The 18,589-nt window shown below is 60.1% G+C and carries 16 protein-coding genes and 2 tRNA genes; 10 read left to right on the top strand and 8 right to left on the bottom strand.

Annotated elements, in window-relative coordinates:
* Nucleotides 1-38: 38 nt before the first annotated feature.
* The 5 genes from pth to HMPREF2614_RS03165 form a co-directional block, all read right to left on the bottom strand.
* A complete protein-coding gene (gene pth / locus HMPREF2614_RS03185; protein WP_070560114.1) occupies nucleotides 39-647 on the bottom strand; it encodes an aminoacyl-tRNA hydrolase in 609 nt (202 codons plus the stop codon).
* 144 nt (nucleotides 648-791) lie between these two features.
* The gene (locus HMPREF2614_RS03180) at nucleotides 792-1,433 is read right to left on the bottom strand and encodes a 50S ribosomal protein L25/general stress protein Ctc (RefSeq protein WP_038626221.1); all 642 of its coding nucleotides are present in this window, start codon (nucleotides 1,431-1,433) and stop codon (nucleotides 792-794) included.
* A 250-nt stretch (nucleotides 1,434-1,683) separates the two neighbouring features.
* Nucleotides 1,684-2,661: a ribose-phosphate diphosphokinase gene (locus tag HMPREF2614_RS03175; RefSeq protein ID WP_016423206.1), complete on the bottom strand. Its 978-nt coding sequence runs from the start codon at nucleotides 2,659-2,661 to the stop codon at nucleotides 1,684-1,686.
* Between the two features lie 7 nt (nucleotides 2,662-2,668).
* Entirely contained in the window at nucleotides 2,669-4,159 is a 1,491-nt protein-coding gene (gene glmU / locus HMPREF2614_RS03170) for a bifunctional UDP-N-acetylglucosamine diphosphorylase/glucosamine-1-phosphate N-acetyltransferase GlmU (RefSeq protein WP_038626219.1), read from the bottom strand.
* A gap of 87 nt (nucleotides 4,160-4,246) precedes the next feature.
* Nucleotides 4,247-4,317 (bottom strand) — tRNA-Gln (locus tag HMPREF2614_RS03165).
* A 100-nt stretch (nucleotides 4,318-4,417) separates the two neighbouring features.
* Between HMPREF2614_RS03165 and HMPREF2614_RS03160 the strand changes: the two genes are divergently transcribed.
* From HMPREF2614_RS03160 to HMPREF2614_RS03120, 9 genes are all read left to right on the top strand, one after another.
* On the top strand, nucleotides 4,418-5,110 hold the full coding sequence (locus HMPREF2614_RS03160) for a TetR/AcrR family transcriptional regulator (RefSeq protein WP_141737464.1): 693 nt from the start codon (nucleotides 4,418-4,420) through the stop codon (nucleotides 5,108-5,110).
* Between the two features lie 44 nt (nucleotides 5,111-5,154).
* Nucleotides 5,155-8,781, top strand: coding sequence for a transcription-repair coupling factor (gene mfd / locus HMPREF2614_RS03155; protein ID WP_070560112.1), 3,627 nt, complete (start codon nucleotides 5,155-5,157; stop codon nucleotides 8,779-8,781).
* Nucleotides 8,782-8,788: 7 nt separating this feature from the next.
* On the top strand, nucleotides 8,789-9,814 hold the full coding sequence (locus HMPREF2614_RS03150) for a MazG nucleotide pyrophosphohydrolase domain-containing protein (protein ID WP_038626213.1): 1,026 nt from the start codon (nucleotides 8,789-8,791) through the stop codon (nucleotides 9,812-9,814).
* A 71-nt stretch (nucleotides 9,815-9,885) separates the two neighbouring features.
* Entirely contained in the window at nucleotides 9,886-10,746 is an 861-nt protein-coding gene (locus HMPREF2614_RS03145; protein ID WP_038626204.1) for a lytic transglycosylase domain-containing protein, read from the top strand.
* Nucleotides 10,747-10,831: 85 nt separating this feature from the next.
* On the top strand, nucleotides 10,832-12,106 hold the full coding sequence (eno, locus tag HMPREF2614_RS03140; protein ID WP_038626202.1) for a phosphopyruvate hydratase: 1,275 nt from the start codon (nucleotides 10,832-10,834) through the stop codon (nucleotides 12,104-12,106).
* 112 nt (nucleotides 12,107-12,218) lie between these two features.
* Entirely contained in the window at nucleotides 12,219-12,755 is a 537-nt protein-coding gene (locus HMPREF2614_RS03135) for a septum formation initiator family protein (RefSeq protein ID WP_038626200.1), read from the top strand.
* A 127-nt stretch (nucleotides 12,756-12,882) separates the two neighbouring features.
* Nucleotides 12,883-13,419: a DUF501 domain-containing protein gene (locus tag HMPREF2614_RS03130; RefSeq protein WP_016423198.1), complete on the top strand. Its 537-nt coding sequence runs from the start codon at nucleotides 12,883-12,885 to the stop codon at nucleotides 13,417-13,419.
* Nucleotides 13,420-14,409, top strand: a complete 990-nt coding sequence (locus tag HMPREF2614_RS03125; protein ID WP_038626198.1) for a Ppx/GppA phosphatase family protein — start codon at nucleotides 13,420-13,422, stop codon at nucleotides 14,407-14,409. It begins immediately after the preceding gene.
* 12 nt (nucleotides 14,410-14,421) lie between these two features.
* Nucleotides 14,422-14,495 (top strand) — tRNA-Leu (locus HMPREF2614_RS03120).
* A 65-nt stretch (nucleotides 14,496-14,560) separates the two neighbouring features.
* On the opposite strand, the gene HMPREF2614_RS03115 is transcribed toward HMPREF2614_RS03120, so the two are convergent.
* Complete coding sequence (locus tag HMPREF2614_RS03115) at nucleotides 14,561-16,144, bottom strand: succinic semialdehyde dehydrogenase (protein WP_038626196.1); 1,584 nt, start codon at nucleotides 16,142-16,144, stop codon at nucleotides 14,561-14,563.
* 71 nt (nucleotides 16,145-16,215) lie between these two features.
* Entirely contained in the window at nucleotides 16,216-16,548 is a 333-nt protein-coding gene (locus tag HMPREF2614_RS03110) for a hypothetical protein (RefSeq protein WP_016423195.1), read from the bottom strand.
* Between the two features lie 238 nt (nucleotides 16,549-16,786).
* Here HMPREF2614_RS03110 and HMPREF2614_RS03105 point away from each other — a divergent pair, with 238 nt between their 5' ends.
* Complete coding sequence (locus tag HMPREF2614_RS03105) at nucleotides 16,787-17,614, top strand: Bax inhibitor-1/YccA family protein (RefSeq protein WP_016423194.1); 828 nt, start codon at nucleotides 16,787-16,789, stop codon at nucleotides 17,612-17,614.
* A 321-nt stretch (nucleotides 17,615-17,935) separates the two neighbouring features.
* Here HMPREF2614_RS03105 and greA read toward each other — a convergent pair whose 3' ends face one another.
* Nucleotides 17,936-18,448, bottom strand: coding sequence for a transcription elongation factor GreA (greA, locus tag HMPREF2614_RS03100; protein WP_038626190.1), 513 nt, complete (start codon nucleotides 18,446-18,448; stop codon nucleotides 17,936-17,938).
* Between the last annotated feature and the right edge of the window lie 141 nt (nucleotides 18,449-18,589).

Genomic DNA, 18,589 nt, shown 5'->3' with positions numbered 1-18,589 from the left:
GGGGGGGGGGGCTCGTTGCTGCCATTTGCCTCTATTTGCTACCGCCCGTGCACCTGGTTCTGAGCAATTTCCAGCCCGTGGCTGGCGATTAGCTCCACTGCCTCCGCCGCGGTGGGCAGGGTGAAAGCGAGTTCCTCGCGCTCCTTGGCATTGAAGTTGTGCAGCACATAATCAGCTGGATCCTGGCGGCCCGGAGGACGACCAATGCCAATGCGCACGCGCATGTAGTCCTTCGTGCCCAATGACTTCGAGGTCGAACGCAGCCCATTGTGGCCATTCTCGCCACCGCCACGTTTGAGGCGGACCACGCCCGGGTCCAGATCTAGCTCATCGTGGACCACCACGACGTCGGTAGGTGCGATGTTGAAGAACTTCGCCAGCGCCGCGACCGGCCCGCCCGACAGATTCATGTACGTCCGGGGTTTAGCCAGAATCACCTGTCGCTCGCCACCATCGGAGGTTTTAAACCGAGTCTGCACAATCTCAGCGTTGGACTTCTTGTGCACGCTAAACGACGACGGCATCGGAGAAGTGCGGCTAGCTAGTTCATCTAGCACCAGATGTCCGACGTTATGGCGGGTGAGTTCATATTTGGGCCCAGGGTTGCCGAGGCCCACGACAAGTAGAGGCGTGGTGGAGGCGTTCATGAGTTCAATCTTGGCACACGGTAAGCAATCTTTTGGTTTTGGGGAGTGCAAAAAAGGGACGGACAAGAGCGTCCGTCCCTTTTTTGTTAGCTAAGCGTGAAAGCCTGTATTGGCTCAGTCAGCTAGAGCTATTCAGCGCTTAAATTACTCAGCGGATTCCTCAGCTGGCTCATCCGGGGTCTCAGCCTCGCCCATGCCCTCGATGTCGGCATCGACGTCACCAGCCGGCTCCTCCTCCGGCTCGACGATGTTGAAGATGAGCAGGTCAGCGTCGTCGGTGAGGACCAGGCCCTCTGGCAGGGTAACGTCGCCGGCGTGAACCATGGTGCCGACCTCTGCACCCTCGACGGAGACCTCAATCTCTTCCGGAATAGCCAGAACCGGTGCGTTGACCAGAATGGTCTCGGCATCCTGCATGAGCAGGGCACCCGGAGCGAGCTCGCCAGTCGGAACGACCGGAACCTCAACCTCAACCTTCTCGTCACGGTGAATGGCGAGCAGGTCAGCGTGGTCGATGTCGAGAGTCAGCGGGTTCTGGTCAACAGCCTTAACCATGGACAGCTGGGACTCGCCCTCGATGTTGACGTCCAGAACAGCGTTGACACCGTGGTTACGGATGACAGCGTGGAAATCCAGAGTGTCAACGAGGATGTGCTTCGGAGCATCCAGGTCAGCGCCGTAGATGACAACCGGGATGTCGCCAGCAACGCGGGCACGGCGAGCGGCACCCTTGCCGAACTCGGTGCGGTTACGAGCATCAATCTTGATGATGTTGGGCTTTGCCATGAAAATGGACTCCTAAACGATTCGATACTGAGTCGTCGAGTCGAGCACGTGCCGCATCCATGCCTCTGTGGGCGCAAAAGTTGGGCTGCGAGCGTCGCGTCGATAACGGCAACCAGCTATTGTGGTCGCCCTCGCCGAGACTTACCGGAAAAATTGTAGTGGACTAACAGGTCAAACAGCAAACCCCGCCACCACCAGCAAAACTAGGTTGCTGGTCGCAGCGGGGTGCCCGTCGGCAAGCGGAAAGAGCTTATGCCTGGCCCTCGAAGAGAGTGGTGACGGAACCGTTTTCGAAGATCTCGTGGATCGTCTTAGCCAGCAGCGGCGCAATTGGCAGGACGGTCAGGTTGTCCCAGCCCTCGGTGGACTGCGGCAGAGTATCGGTGGTGATGACCTCGCGGGCACCGCACTTCGACAGGCGCTCGCGAGCTGGGTCAGAGAAGACACCGTGCGTGGTAGCGATGATGACATCCTCAGCGCCAGCCTCACGCAGCACCTTGACAGCGCCGGCGATGGTGCCGCCGGTGTCAATCATGTCGTCGATGAGTAGACAGGTCTTACCGGAGACCTCGCCGACCACACGGTTGGCGACAACCTGGTTCGCGACATCGACGGAACGGGTCTTGTGAATGAAAGCCAGCGGGGCATCGCCCAGGGTGTTGGCCCACTTCTCGGAAACCTTCACACGGCCGGCGTCAGGGGAGACCACGACGAGGTTGTCCAGGGAGTAGTTCTTCTTGATGTACTCCGACAGAATCGGCATGGCGTGCATGTGATCGACCGGGCCGTCGAAGAAGCCCTGAATCTGATCGGTGTGGAGGTCCACGGAGACGATGCGGTCAGCGCCAGCGGTCTTGAGCAGGTCAGCGACCAGGCGAGCGGAAATCGGCTCACGGCCACGGTGCTTCTTGTCCTGGCGGGCGTATGGGAAGAACGGCAGGATAGCGGTGATGCGCTTGGCCGAACCGCGCTTGAGCGCGTCAATCATAATCAGCTGCTCGATGAGCCACTTATTCAGCGGTGCCGGGTGTGCCTGTAGCACGAAGGCATCGGAACCGCGGACGGATTCCTCGTAGCGCACGAAGATTTCGCCGTTGGCAAAATCACGAGCGGTCATCGGAGTCAGCTCTGTGCCGAGCTCCTTGGCAACTGCCTCGCCCAATTCCGGGTGTGCCCTTCCGGAGAAGAGCATGAGGTTCTTTTGGTTATCGATCCACTGGCCGGTCATCTGCCGTCTAGCCTTCCTGGTCTTCCTTGTTGTTGTCAGCGTTGTCAGCTACCTGCGCCGCCTGCGCTGCCTCAGCAGCAGCGGTACCTGGACGCTTCCGCTCGACCCATCCCTCGATGTTGCGCTGACGGCCACCACTGACCGCCAATGCTCCCGGAGGAACGTCGTCCTTAATAACAGTACCTGCACCTGAGTACGCACCATCACCCACGGTCACCGGAGCGATGAACATGGTGTCGGAGCCGGTGCGAACATGCGAGCCGATAACGGTGCGGTGCTTGTTGACACCGTCGTAGTTCACGAACACGCTGGAGGCGCCAATGTTGGAGTGCTCGCCAATCTCCGCATCGCCGACGTAGGTCAGGTGCGGAACCTTCGAACCGTTTCCGATCTGCGCGTTCTTCGCCTCTACGAAGCCACCGAGCTTCGCGCCGACACCGAGTTTGGTGTTCGGGCGAATGTAGGTGAACGGTCCGACCGTCGCATCCTCGCCGATCTCCGAATCGGAACCGTGCGTACGCACGACGCTGGCGCGCTTGCCGACGACCATGTTGGTCAGTGTCGTGTCCGGTCCCACGGTGGCCCCGTCGCCAATCACAGTCTTGCCGTGCAGCTGGGTGCCCGGCAGAATCGTGACATCGCGTCCGATCTCCACCTCAACATCAATCCACGTGGTGTCCGGATCGACGAGAGTGGCACCTGCGCGCATAGCTTCCTCGCAGGTGCGGCGGTTGAGCTCGCGGCCAAGGGTAGCCAGCTGTACGCGGTCATTGACACCGGCGACGACGGTGGCGTCGGCGAGGCGGTGGCCGCGCACTGAGCGGTCGGCCTCCCGGGCGATGCCAATGACATCGGTGAGGTAGAGCTCGCCCTGGGCATTGTTGGTGTCCAATTGCTTGAGGGCGTTTGCCAGGGTCTCGGCATCGAATGCGTAGACACCGGAGTTGACCTCGGTGATCTCACGTTCCTCGTCGGAGGCGTCCTTTTCCTCCACGATGCGCAGAACTTCGCCGTCGGCGTTACGAACGATGCGGCCGTAACCGTGCGGGTTTTCAGCAGTGGAGGTCAGCACGGTCACGGCAGCGCGTGGCTTGCGGTTGTGTTCTTCGAGCAGCGCCTGGAGCGCTTCGGAATCCAGCAGCGGAACATCGGAAGTGGTTACCAAGATGGTGCCATCGAAATTCTGCAGCTCAGGGTGTTCCAGTGCGCACTGAACAGCGTGGCCGGTACCGTTTTGCTCTTCCTGCGGGGCAATGACGACGTCGTTGGAGTGCTCGGCCTTCTCTGTCCAGGTGCCGATGGCGTCGATTACCTTTTCGCGCTGGTGGCCAACGACAACAGCAATCTCATCCGGACTAATGCCCTTGGCGGCATAGAGCGCGTGCTCCAACATGGTGCGACCGCCGATAGCGTGCAGCATTTTCGGCGTATCGGATTTCATTCGGGTGCCTTGACCCGCGGCGAGAATGACCACAGCGGTGGCCGAACCGTTTGACATGAAACTTGCTACTCCTCGGTCAGGGTGCATCACGGTCACGGCGGGGCGAAAAGTCACTTCTTAATTAAGGGGCCGGCCCCCCGCTTGCTCTCCCACCAGGACTCGAACCTAGAATGCCGGTACCAAAAACCGGAGTGTTGCCATTACACCATGGGAGAATGGGGCGAACGCGAAAAAATTGCATGGCTGAGTCGACTCAGCCGGCTCGCTTGCGCCTGCGATATACGATAGCAAGACTTTAGCCACTAATCTAAAAGCATGGCCTCTAATTCTCCGAGACGACGTATGACCGGTCCACAGCGCAAAGCTCAGCTGACAGAAGTCAGCCGTGGAATCTTTGCCGCCAAGGGGCTTGATGCCGCCTCAATGGAGGAGATCGCTGCCGCAGCCGGGGTGTCAAAGCCGGTTGTCTACGAGCATTTTGGTACCAAAGAGCGGCTCTACCAGGCAGTCGTCGACCAGGAGATGAAGACCCTGGAGGCCACGATTAGGGAAGCGTTGTCCCTGGGGCGCTCGCGTTACCGCATCGAACAGGCGGTGTTGGCATTGCTGACTTATGTCGAGGAAAACCCGGAGGGATTCTCCATTATTTCTCGCGACCCCGGTGTGGCGGGTGGCTATGAGACGCTGCTGAATAATGCCACTGAGTCGGTTACGCCTATCCTCTCCGAGGCTTTCAAACGCGCTGGTTTCGACCCGGCCATGTCGGTGCTCTACGGAAACTGCATGGTCGGTATGGTTTCGCAGACTGCTCGCTGGTGGATGGAGAAGCGCAGTCCGGATAAAGAGACGGTGGCGGCGCACATCGTGAACCTGTGCTGGAACGGGCTGGCCGGCATGGAGGGGGCCCCGACTCTGCATGGCTCCGCTGATGTACCAGCGGCCGCTGAGGGCGCGAAGTTCGGAGCAGGTGCTGCGGCAGACCCGATGCAGGTGGCGGAGAACGGCTAACCAGCGCGCAGGGTGAATCCGGGGTGCATGGTTATATTGGGGCTATGCCAACTTCTGCGTCTTCCTCGGCGAAAGCCACACCCAGCATTCTGCCGAACCCGCTGTCGGGGCTGGAAAGTCTCGTTGTCACGGATCCTCAATTTGTCGGCGTGCTCGGGCGCGTCGGCGAAGACGGGCTGGCGCTCACGGGTGCGGACGCGGTGCGTTCGCACCTTATTTACGCCATGTCCACGAAGGTGCCGGTGCTGGTCGTCACGGCTACTGGCCGTGAGGCGGAGGACCTGACTGCCGAGGTCAAGTCGATGATCGGCGACCGTGTAGCTATGTTCCCCTCGTGGGAGACGCTCCCGCATGAGAAGCTTTCGCCGGCTGTGGATACTGTGGCGCAGCGTCGTAAGGCGCTTTACGACGTTCGCCGGGGCAAAGTCGACGTTCTGATTGCGGCGGTGCGCTCGTTGGTGCAGCCGATTGTGGACGACCTCGAGGCTGAAGCCAGCGCGCCCATCCACATCCAGCTGGACCAGGACTGCGAGAACCTGGTTGAGCGGCTGGTGCATCACGGCTATTCGCATGTGGACATGGTCGGCAGGCGTGGTCAGTTTGCCGTGCGTGGCGGCATCGTCGATGTCTTCCCGGCGACCGAAGAGCTGCCGGTTCGTATCGAGCTCTGGGGTGACGAGGTTACCGACCTGCGCGCCTTTTCCGTCGCTGACCAGCGCACGATCTCTGAGATAGAGGTCGACCAGCTGGATATCTTCCCGTGCCGTGCACTGCTTATCGACGACGACGTGAAGGGCGCCGCGGAGAAACTCGCCACCACGCGTTCTGGACAGGTCCAAGAAATGCTCACCCGCATCGGTGATGGCCAGTGGGTGGAGGGCATGGAGTCGCTGATCCCACTGATTAGTCAGCATCCGATGAAGATGCTCACCGAGGTCATGCCGGAGAAAACGCATGTGCTCATGTGCGGGCCGGAGCGCATTCGCTCTCGCGCGCAGGACCTGATTAGTGCGGGCGAGGAGTTTATGGCCGCAGCGTGGGAAACGGCCGCGATGGGTGGCTCGGCGCCAATCGCCACCGATGGTCTGGAGCCCAGCGCTTACCGTAGCTTGGCCTCTATCCCGATGCCCACCTCGTGGCATATTTCCCCGCCCGGCATGTTGGAGGCGGGGGTCACCGAAGATGATGTGCTGCCGCTAACCTTTGAGCCTGGGCCCGCGCCACGCGGTGACTTAAAGGAAATTGGTCACCTGATGAGGCAGCTGCGCGATGCCACGGTCGCGGGGGAACGAGTGGCGTACGTGGCGGCGACGCCCGCGGGCGCGCGTCGGCAAGCGGAAAGGTTTAGGGAAGCCGGAATTGCGACGCGCATGGCGGCGGGCCCGGAGTATCCCGAGTCCGGGAGAATTACCGTCTACCAGGGTGTTTTGCACGGCGGCCTGGTGTTCCCGCGTATTCCCGGTGGCGCGCTGACTCTGATTACTGAGCAGGACATCACGGGTAACCGCATCGCGGAAGGTGCCCTTGGTGGTCGCCGTAAACCGGCGAAGCGCCGTGGTCGCGTGGATCCGCTGGCACTGAAGGCCGGCGACTATGTCGTACACGACACTCATGGCATCGGTCGATTTGTGAAGCTCACTGAGCGCACCATCGGCACGGGCGAGGATCAGGCTCGCCGCGAGTACGTGGTGCTCGAGTACGCACCGAGCAAGCGCGGAGGTCCCTCGGACCAGCTCTACGTGCCGATGGAGAGCCTGGATCTGCTGTCGCGCTATGTCGGCGGCGAAAAGCCCGCGCTGTCGAAGATGGGCGGCTCGGACTGGAAGTCCACCAAGCGCAAGGCCCGTGGCGCTGTCCGCGAGATAGCGGAAGAGCTGGTCAAGCTCTACGCCGAGCGTCAAGCCGCGCCGGGCCACGCGTTCGCGCCGGATACGCCGTGGCAGCAGGAGATGGAGGATAACTTCCCCTTCACCGAGACTGAGGACCAGCTGCAGGCCATCGACGAAATCAAGTCCGACATGGAAAAGCCGGTACCGATGGACCGCGTGCTCATCGGCGATGTCGGCTACGGCAAGACCGAGGTGGCACTGCGTGCTGCTTTCAAAGCGGTTCAAGATGGCCGTCAGGTAGCAGTGTTGGTGCCGACCACGCTGTTGGCACAGCAGCATTTGACTACTTTCACTCAGCGTATGGAGGGCTTCCCAGTCACCATCCGCGGGCTGTCCCGCTTCACCTCACCGAAGGACTCCAAAGAGGTTCTCGAAGGGTTGAAGAATGGGACGGTCGATATTGTTATCGGCACGCATCGTCTCTTGCAGACTGGCGTGCAGTGGAAAGAACTCGGTCTGGTCATCGTTGACGAGGAGCAGCGTTTCGGCGTCGAGCACAAGGAGCACATCAAGGCGCTGCGTCACCACGTCGACGTGCTCACCATGTCCGCAACGCCAATTCCGCGCACGCTCGAAATGTCGATTGCCGGCATCCGCGAGATGAGCCAGATTCTTACCCCGCCGCAGGACCGCCACCCGGTGCTGACATACGTCGGCGCGCAGTCTGACAAGCAGGTCGCCGCTGCTATCAGGCGCGAGCTGCTTCGCGACGGCCAGGTGTTCTACCTGCATAATAAGGTGGAAACCATTGACAAGGTCGCACAGAATATCCGCAATTTGGTGCCCGAGGCCCGTGTGGTAGTGGCCCACGGTCAGATGGGGGAGGAGCAGCTGGAGCGCACGGTCGAGGGCTTCTGGCAGCGCGAGTACGACGTGCTGGTGTGTACCACCATCGTGGAGACCGGCCTGGATATTGCCAACGCGAATACGTTGATTGTGGAAAACGCTCACCATATGGGTCTTTCCCAGCTGCACCAGCTGCGTGGTCGCGTGGGCCGTTCCCGTGAGCGCGCCTATGCCTACTTCCTCTACCCGGAGAATCAGACGCTGACGGAGACTTCCTACGACCGTCTGTCCACGATCGCGCAGAACAATGACTTGGGTGCCGGTATGGCCGTGGCCATGAAGGACCTGGAAATGCGCGGAGCCGGAAATATCCTCGGTGCGGAGCAGTCCGGTCACATTGCCGGCGTCGGCTTCGACATGTACGTCCGACTGGTTGGCGAGGCCGTGGCTGCACTGAAGGCAGTGGCCGATGGTGAAACTCCGGATGCTTCCGATAACGAACCGAAGGAAGTTCGGATTGATTTGCCGGTGGATGCGAATATTCCGGCCGAATATGTGTCGTCGGAACGCCTACGTCTAGAGGCGTACCGCAAATTTGCTGCCGCCAGTGCGCTGGACGATATCGACGTAGTGCTCGAAGAGCTCGTCGACCGTTACGGAACCCCACCCATTGAGGTGGAGAGACTGGCGGTTATTTCACGGCTTCGAATTATTTGCCGGGAATTCGGCGTGCATGAAGTTCAAGCCATGGGGGCGCACATTAGAATAACCCCTATGGAGCTTGCTGACTCCAAGCAGGTGCGTCTCAAGCGCCTGTATCCACAGGCGACCTATCGTGCGGCAACGCGCACGGTTTCCGTCGGAATGCCGAAGGAAGGGCGAGGGTTGCGGGCAAAACCTGTCCGCGATATTGCATTGGTGCAGTGGGTAGCAGACTTCTTGACATCGATGGCGGGAATTCCACGTATGGATATCTCGCACATGGGAAAGGACTAGAAAACGTATGACTATCATCAAGCTCGATAGCCGCTTTCCAACTGCGATTCCGCTGGAAGCCGCTAGCCTGCTGACCGGTGAAGTCAGCTACACCGAAGAAGTCCCGATCCGTGTGCGCTGGGCAATCGCCGACGCCGGTGGGCACTCGGTGTCTCGGGCGGAGATTCTGGTCACCACCGATATGGAAAATGATGAGGTACTCGATCGCCTCGATGCGGGCGAGAAAGTCTACTCGGTCGAGCTGGATGATGCGCCGGACCCAGCAGCTCCAGCGGACCCGGCCGCTCCGGTTGCCGCGGCTCCCGTGCAGGAGTCGGCGCCGGAACCAGAATCGGAACCAGTGGCAGAACCGCTGACTCTGCAGGAACAGCTTGCCGCAGCTCGTCTGCCCCACGTCGTCGAGGCTGTGGACATCATGGCGGCCGCACGGCGCACGGGGCAGTGGGAAGCTCGCCAGACGCACAAGAGCCTGCTGCCGTATCTCATTGAAGAGACCTACGAGTTTGTCGATGCAGTCAACGAAGGCGGTGACATTCGTAGCGAGCTGTCAGATCTGCTGCTGCAAGTCCTCTTCCACGCTGAAATCGCTGAGGACTTCGACTTCGACGACGTGGCGACCGACTTTATTTTGAAGATGCGAGCTCGTCAGCCGTACCTCTTCGACGGCACTGTGGCCGAGGGAGAAATGGTCTCGGAGGAAGAGCAGGAGCGACTGTGGACTTACGGCCGCGGACGTCCGCGCTCGAACCCGGCTACGCAGTTGCCAGCTCTGACTTTGGCTGAGGAAGCCATCCGCCGCGCACGTGCGCTGGGACTGTCCGATGCCGACATTCCAGTGGAGATTCTGGTCCCGACCCCGGGACTGGAGACTGAGTCCGGTGCTGAAGAGCGGACCCGACAGGCTTCACGCGCATTCCTGGCTGAGCTGGCCCAGATGGAGAATCAGCAGGCCGGTAGTGCTGAGCAGTGGGCAGCGGGCAGCGAAGATAACGAAGGGGCTGAGGACCTCGGCCCGTCGGAAAGCGACAGCTAGTTTCCAACAAAAGTGATTTCTGTCCTCGAGTTTGAGTGATTTTTACGGTTCACCCCGTAGAGTAATTCCCCATGCCTTCTAATTCTCCCTTTGATGAATACGCGCACCCCGCACCCCGCGGGGCGAAGTCGCGTGGCCGCAGTAGGGGGAAAAAGAAGTCCTCGCGAGGCTGTGGCTGCCTCGGTCTAACCTCCCTGGCGGTGCTGATTATCATTGGCACGGTTGGGGCGTTGGCGATGTTCACTGGACCCGTTATCCCGTCGTTGACCAAGAAGCCGATTCCGGACAATGTGCCGCCTGCCGCGGCTGAGCCACCGCCGATGATTGATGTCAACGCGCCCGGGCGCACCTCTGAACAGCTCCGACAGTGGGCGCAGCAGATTTCCCCGAAGACGGGGATTTCTGAGGACGCCCTCCGCGCCTACGGCAACGCATATGTGATTGCGGCCGAACAGTTCCCGAACTGCCACCTGGAGTGGAACACGCTTGCAGGACTGGGCAAGGTGGAGACTAATCATGGCACGTACTCGGGCAATTGGCTCAAGCCGGCGCATATCGGTGCCGATGGGGTAGTGCGTCCGACGATTATCGGCCCGCCGCTGGACGGCACGAATGGCTTCGCCGAGGTTCTCGATACTGACAATGGCGAACTCGACGGTGACACAGAGTATGACCGCGCTGTGGGGCCGATGCAGTTTATTCCCGAGACATGGCATCGCTTTGCGATGGATGCTTCGGGTGATGGTGTCGCCGACCCCAACAACATCGACGACGCGACTGCGACAACCGCACGGATGCTCTGCAGTGGGGAACGCGACCTCGCCACCCCGGAAGGGTGGGCATCTGCAATTCGCTCATATAACCAATCTGAGCAGTATCTTCGCGATGTTCGGGACGCTGCGGCGAACTATGCGCTGAATCAGCCCGCATAGGGTGAAAAGGATTTAAGGCGAAGGTTGGCAAACCGTGCCAAAATTGGAGTCATGTGCCGGAACGGTTCCGGCGGAAAGGTGACCTATGGCTGCAATCATCGAGTTGAACGCACGCGAAATTCTGGACTCCCGTGGTAACCCGACCGTTGAGGTTGAGGTGCTGTTGGAAGACGGCGCTGTGGGCCGCGCTGCGGTTCCGTCCGGTGCCTCTACCGGTGTACACGAGGCTCACGAGCTCCGCGATGGTGAGGATCGTTACCTGGGCAAGGGTGTCCAGAAGGCTGTCCGCGCGGTGCTCGAGGAGATTGAGGACGCAATTATTGGCCTCGAGGCTGAGGATCAGCGTCTGGTTGACAAGACCATGATTGAGCTGGACGGCACCGACAACAAGTCTCGCCTGGGTGCCAACGCCATTCTCGGTGTGTCCATGGCCGTTGCCAAGGCCGCTGCTGAGTCCGCTGGCCTGGACCTGTTCCGCTATGTCGGTGGCCCGAACGGCCACGTTCTACCGGTCCCGATGATGAATATCCTCAACGGTGGTGCACATGCGGACTCCGGCGTTGACGTCCAGGAGTTCATGATTGCTCCGATTGGCGCCCCGACCTTCAAGGAGGCACTGCGTGTCGGCGCTGAGGTCTACCACGCACTGAAGAAGGTCATCAAGGACAAGGGTCTGTCCACTGGTCTCGGCGATGAGGGCGGCTTCGCTCCGTCGGTTGACTCCACCAAGGCTGCTCTTGACCTGATTGTTGAGGCAATTGAGGCCGCTGGCTACAAGCTGGGCGACGACGTCGCTCTGGCTCTCGACGTGGCTTCTTCCGAGTTCTTCAAGGACGGCAAGTACCACTTCGAGGGCGGCGAGCACACCGCTGAGGAGATGGCCGATGTCTACGCTGACCTGGTTGAGAACTACGCCATCGTCTCCATCGAGGATCCACTGCAGGAAGATGACTGGGAGGGCTACACCAAGCTGACCGCTCAGCTTGGTGACAAGGTCCAGATTGTCGGCGATGACTTCTTCGTTACCAACCCGAAGCGTCTGGCTGAGGGCATTGAGAAGAAGGCCGCTAACGCTCTGCTGGTCAAGGTCAACCAGATCGGTTCCCTGTCTGAGACCTTCGAGGCCGTCGCAATGGCCCACAACGCCGGTTACAAGACCATGATGTCGCACCGCTCCGGTGAGACTGAGGACACCACCATCGCTGACCTGGCCGTCGGTCTCAACTGTGGCCAGATCAAGACCGGTGCTCCGGCTCGCTCCGAGCGCGTTGCTAAGTACAACCAGCTGCTGCGCATCGAAGAGTACCTCGGCGACGCTGCAGTCTACGCTGGCCGCAGCGCTTTCCCGCGTCTTAAGTAAGCAGTTGATACGCTGCGAAAGCTGCGTATAGCATTGCCCGCCCGCACCACGCACGTGGTTGTGGGCGGGTTTTTGTTATTTCATCGGCTGGCGGTCGGGTAGAGTGTGGGGCATGAGTGCATCGGACCGATCTCGCCGCGGAACACAGTCGCGCCCTGCAGGGGCGGGGCAGCGTTCGGCAGCGGCAATCGCATCGGGAATGCGCTCGCTGAGCACGGCACAGAAGATCGGGATTGGTCTGCTGGTACTTTTCTTAGTATCTGTTCTCGCAATCCCGCTGCGGACTTTTGCACAACAGCAGGCGGATGTAGCCGCAACGCAGGACAATATTGTTCGCATGGAACAGCGAATTGAGCAGCTAGAGGATGAAAAGGAGCTTTACTCCAACCCTGCCTATATCAAGGAGCAGGCACGTCTGCGCCTGGGGCTGGTAGAGCCGGGGGAGACCCCATTCCGTATCCTCGATCCGGCAGTGGGCGAACAGCCCGTGACGCAACCGGAGGAAATGCCGCAGCACCAGGCCAAGAAGTGGTACGAGACTCTGTGGGATTCCATTTCCATCCCGCCCGAGCCTGAAGAGACTCGCCCTAATCCGGGGCGCGATCAGGCAACGAGGCCTGAGAGCTTGCCGACGGTACCGGAGTCCTAAATCTCCGTAGGGCTCTCGGTGGGGTTGAATGCGCGGCGGAGTGTGCCGTCGTAAAGCGAAACAACGCGCTTGTAAGGCGACTGTGAGATTATGTGTCAGTAAAACGGAAGCAAAAGGAGTGTGACCGATGTCTGTGGATACCGCAGATTTGGAAGTGATAGCGGAGCAGCTCGGACGTGAACCACGGGGTGTAGTGGACATCTCTTACCGCAGCCCCGACGGCACTCCTGGTGTGGTCAAGACGAAGCCTCGTTTGGACGATGGCACTCCGTTTCCCACGCTCTTTTACCTGACTGATCCGCGACTCACCGCGGAGGCCTCCCGGTTGGAGACGACCGGCGTGATGAAGGAAATGACCGCGCGTCTGGAAAGTGACGAAGAGCTTGCCGCCGATTACCAGCGTGCACACGAGGCGTTTCTGGCGGAGCGCAATGAGATGGAAGACCTGGGCACGGACTTCTCCGGTGGTGGCATGCCGACGCGCGTGAAGTGCCTACACGTTCTTATTGCCTACGCGTTGGCAAAGGGGCCGGATCACTTCCGACTGGGTACGGAGTCAGTGGCGCTGGCGGCGGAGAATGAGAAGCTGCGCGGCACCGCGATTCCCGCGGACTGGCCGACGATTTCCGAGCTCGGTATTGCGTATCCGGGGGTGGAGGGATAAATGACGACTCTCGCTGCCGTCGACTGCGGCACTAACTCGCTTCGACTGCTTATCAGCCGGGTCGAGGTCGTCGATGGAGTTCTCGAAATCACAGAACTGCACCGACTGATGGAAATCGTCCGCCTTGGCCAGGGCGTGGATGCCACTGGCATGCTGGCCCCGGAGGCACTGGAGCGCGTGCGGGAGGCTCTGACGAAGTATGCAGAGCTTATGCAAGTCGAAAAAGTCCAAGCAGTCCGAATGGTGGCGACATCGGCGACGCGCGACGCAAGCAACCGCGACGATTTCTTCGCCATGACCCGCGAGATTCTCGCTCCGTGGGGTGCAGAGGCCGAGGTTATTTCCGGCGACGAGGAAGCCGCGCTGTCCTTCCGCGGGGCAGTCGATGACTTGGAGCCCGAGCTGGGGCCGTATTGCGTCATCGACGTCGGCGGCGGCTCCACCGAGGTTATTGTCGGTGACCACGATGGTACGGTAGCCGGCTCTGATTCCGTGGCTATGGGCAGTGTGCGCTTGACCGAACGGTTCCTGCAGGCCTCGCCGCCGACGGCGGAGCAGGTCCAGGAGGCGCGTTCGTATGTTGCGGAACTGGCCGACGAGATTGTTGCGAAGGTGCCTGTCGACAAGGCTCGCACCATCGTCGGCTGCGCCGGGACCTTCACCACTCTGTCGGCGCTGGCACAGGGCCTAGAAACCTATGACCCGGAGGCAATCCACCTGTCGCAGCTGCGCTTTGCGGCGTTGCGTGCGTTGACAGCATCCGTCGTCGAGACCGATGCGGAATCCCTTGCTGCGAATCCGGTCATGCACCCGAAGCGCGCGGATGTCTTCGCCGGTGGTTCCATCATTGTTGACGGTCTGATAGACATGTTTGAGGCGTTGCCGCTTTCCGAGGCAGCCAAGGAAGAGCAGCGCTTTTTCTACATCAGCGAGAAGGATATCCTCGACGGAATTGTGGCGAGTTTGGTAGACACCCATATCGCCCATTAATCTTTCTTAGGGGCCCCTATAGCCCAATTGGCAGAGGCAGAGGACTTAAAATCCTTTCAGTGTGGGTTCGAGTCCCACTGGGGGCACTAAAAGGCCAGGTAGAAGCGTTTTTCTACCTGGCCTTTTGCTATTTGTGTGCGCTACACACGTATTACGGCAGGACGTTGAACTTCTTGCCGAGAACAAGTGCCGTGTTGAACACCTTCGAGTACAGCTCACGCGGCATCTGTGGCATCGACACCGGGGAAAGACGCTGCACGGTCACCGTCTGCGCATCGGTGTACTTCAGCAAGCCGCCCGCTGCTTGACGACGGCCCACACCCGAATCCTTGAAACCACCCATCGGGGCATCGACAGACGCGAAGGCCGCAGCAAAACCATCGTTGACATTGACGGTGCCGGCCTCAAGCTGTGGAGCCAGCTCCTTTGCGCGACGCGGGGAGGTCCACAGCGAAGCGTTGAGGCCATAACGGGAATCGTTGGACTTGGCGATGGCCTCATGAACATCCGAGACGCGCTGGAGGACTACTACTGGGCCGAATACCTCTTCGGTCAGCAGGGCGACGCCCTCCGGGACGTCGGTAAGCACGGTTGGCTCGTAGAACAGCGGTCCCAGATCGGGACGAGGACGACCACCGGCCAGTACAGTGGCGCCGGCCTCGATGGCCTCGTCGACCATGGACTTGACGATGTCGAACTGCCCCTGCGACTGTAGGCAGCCCATTTCGGTTTCCCACTCGTAGCCAGCGCCGATGGACATTGCCTTCACGCGGTCGGTGAATGCCGGGACGAATTCGTCCCAGACGGAGTCCACGACATAGATTCGCTCAATGGACACGCACAGGTGACCGGAGTTGGTGAAGCAGCCGATGCGCGCGCCCTCGACCGCGCGGTTGATGTTGGCATCCTCAGCGACAATCAGCGGGTTCTTGCCGCCGAGCTCCGCGGAGAAACTAATCAGGCGCTCGCCGCACTGCTGTGCCAGTGAGCGGCCGGTCTCGGAGGAGCCGGTGAACATCAGGAAGTCGCACTGGCCGACAATGCCCTGGCCGACCACGCGACCCGGACCTGGAATGACCTGGAAGAGATCTTCCGGAAGACCAGCGCGGTAGAGCAAATCGACAGCGAAGAGAGCGGTAAACGGAGTGGTGCTGTCCGGCTTGAGCACGATGGCGTTACCGGCCATCAGCGCAGCTAGCGCGTCGGAAACCGCGAGAGTCAGCGGGTAATTCCACGGCGCAATAACACCGACGACACCCTTGGGGTGGTGATAAACGGTGGTTTTGGACAGCACCGGTACTGCGCCGTGTGCTCGCTTCGGCTCCAGCAGCTTCGGCCCCTGGTTGCCGTAGTAACGAGCTGTGATGGCGGTGTGTACGAGCTCCTCGTGGGCACTGGCTCGGTTCTTGCCGGTCTCGGCCTGCAGTAAATCCAGCACCTGGTCGCAGTGGGTAAACAACAGGTCGTGGAAGTGGTGCAGCACTTCGCCGCGCTTTTCCGGTGCCATGCGGGCCCACTTCTTCTGCGCCGCACGGGCACGCTTGAAGGCCTCGTCGACATCGGCCTGGGTACCGACAGGAATCTGCGCCAGCTCCTGGCCGGTAAATGGCGCCGAGATAGTGGCGGTCTTCGACTTATCAGCTACCGTGACGCGCTGAAGAAGGCGGGCAACGAGCTCGTCGTTAAGCGGATTGCGGATGGTAGTTCGGTTTGTCGTGGCAGTAGATGCTGTCATGGCACAGATACTACTGTCGTACGGCACCCCGAGATAGAAAATTTGGCAAAACTACTAAAATTTAGAAAACTCTAGTAAGTAGTCCAGCCCATCCGACGGTTGCGGTCCGGGTCTCGCGGGCCATCGTTGCCGAACTCGAACGGTTCGTGACCGTCGACATCGCCGTAGCGCATCTCCGGGTCATCATCCAGATCGTCATCGATGTCGATGTCCGGCTTTTCCTCTGCCAACCGCTTGCCGAGAGTGTCATGCGGAGAAGCGCCTCGCCAGCGGTCTGGAGGATCCATTACATAATTCTCGCCGTCACCGGTGAGGAAGTCGCCATCGAGCCCCTCTGAGCCATCGAGCGTGGTCTCGTCGAAATCACCAGTGGTATCCGGATCGTAGTCAAGGCCATCAGACATCTTGACCAACCTCCTGTTTCGTAATCACTCAAGTGGTGCCCACGCCTGGCGACTGTGAGTGTTTCCGCGATTACAAAATCACCGCCAGCAGGCGAGGAATTACCTTGATACTAACTGTTTTTCAGGGTTGGGAACAATACCTTTACGTCGCCCGTTGAAGACAGTGTAGGCAGACGTATGCACGTGTGCCTAAGTTCAAAACTTGTAAGAAAAACTGAGAAAAAGAAAGAAGGACGACGTGCGCGAAAGCAGCAATCCTGCATTCAGTTCACTTACTAAGACCGTCGCCCGCGGACAGGCGGGCGCACAACACTACGGCCAAGGTCAGATGGGCGCTGACTACGGGGATAACCCGTACCAGTCGCAGGTTGCCGCCGACTACCGTCCGATGACGGTCGACGATGTCGTTTCCAAGACCGGCATCACGCTGGCAACCATCATCGTTTTGGCTGCAGTCAACTTCTTCATTGCCGTTAGCGTCTCCACCAGCCTGGCCATGATTCTGACCATCGTCGGCGCCATCGGTGGTCTGATTACTGTTTTGGTTTCCACCTTCGGCAAGAAGTACGGCTCCGCGCCGGTTACCCTCACCTACGCGGCCTTCGAGGGGCTCTTTGTCGGCGGCATCAGCTTCATGTTCACCGCCCCGATTCAGGGCGTTGCTGCTGGTGCGCTGATTATGCAGGCCGTGCTGGCCACCCTGGGTGTCTTCATCGGTATGCTCTTCGTCTACAAGTCGGGCGCTATCCGTGTGACCCCGAAGTTCACCCGATTCATGAGTGCGGCTCTGATTGGTGTCCTGGTCCTCATGCTGGGCAACCTGGTGCTCTCCCTGTTCGGCCTGGGCTTCCCGCTGCGTGACGGTGGCATGCTGTCGATCATCTTCTCGCTGGTCTGCATCGGCCTGGCAGCCTTTAGCTTCCTGATTGACTTCGATCAGGCTGACCGACTGGTCCGCGCAGGTGCTCCGGCTCAGTACGCCTGGGGTGTCGCCCTCGGCCTGGCTGTGACCTTGGTCTGGCTCTACACCGAGATTCTGCGTCTGCTGTCCTACTTCAGGGACTAAGCGCTAGAAAACTGAATAACGCATAAGCGCCGGTTGGCCCGTGATTACGGGTTGGCCGGCGCTTTCTCTTATCTGAAGTGCTACTTTTTCGATTCGCATTAAACACGGACGCGCGGTGGGCCAATCGACCGGCAGTCGACATATTGATCGATCGGGCTGTGCAGTGTGACGTCGTAAAGCGCGATATTGAAGCGGGAGAGGGTACAAAAAATGGACCGATAGGCCATATGGGCTTCTATCGGTCCAAGAATCGGGCGCTGTGGCCCGAGATCGCCGCCTGGGTTGAGGCGGTCTAGCGCCGGGGGGGAGTAACCTCGGCGTTTAGGCGTCCATATCCGGGTCGTACGGCTCAGCCTTAACTACGGTGACAGACACTTCGTCGCCGCTCGGGGAAGCGTAAGTGCGGGTCTCGCCCTCCTTAGCGCCGACCAGAGCCTTACCCAGCGGGGAATCGGTGGAGTAGGTCTCCAGATTCGGGTTGGAGGAGTCAGCGCCACGGGTACCGATGAGGAAGGTCTCGGTGTCGTCCTCGTCGCCGTCGTAGTAGACGTGGACCACGGTGCCGACCAGAGCCACACCGGACTCCTGCGGAATCTCGCCGACAGTGGCGCGCTGGAGCAGGTCTTCGAGGTAGCGGATGCGTGCCTCTTCCTGTCCCTGCTGCTCGCGGGCGGCATCGTAGCCGGCGTTTTCCTTCAAGTCGCCCTCTTCGCGGCGCTCGTTAATCTCGGCGGCGATGACCGGGCGGTTTTCATATAGCGCCTCAAGCTCGGCCTTGAGCTTGTCGTAGGACTCCTGGGTGAGCCATGGGCTATTGTTCTTTGCCTCAGTCATGGTTCCTCCTGTGTTTTTGGCTATTTAATACAAAAGCGGCCCCGCGTGGGGCCGTCGGCTGCGTCACAGGATAGCACTGTCACGCCACATGGCAATAACAGGCGCGTCGGAGTGTTGTCGCGCACGCTTTACGACGTGCCC

This window comes from Corynebacterium sp. HMSC074C11, assembly GCF_001809455.1.
Classification (GTDB): Bacteria; Actinomycetota; Actinomycetes; order Mycobacteriales; family Mycobacteriaceae; genus Corynebacterium; species Corynebacterium amycolatum.
The sequence above is the reverse complement of the archived record's forward strand: the minus strand, read 5'-3'. Positions and strand labels throughout refer to the sequence as shown.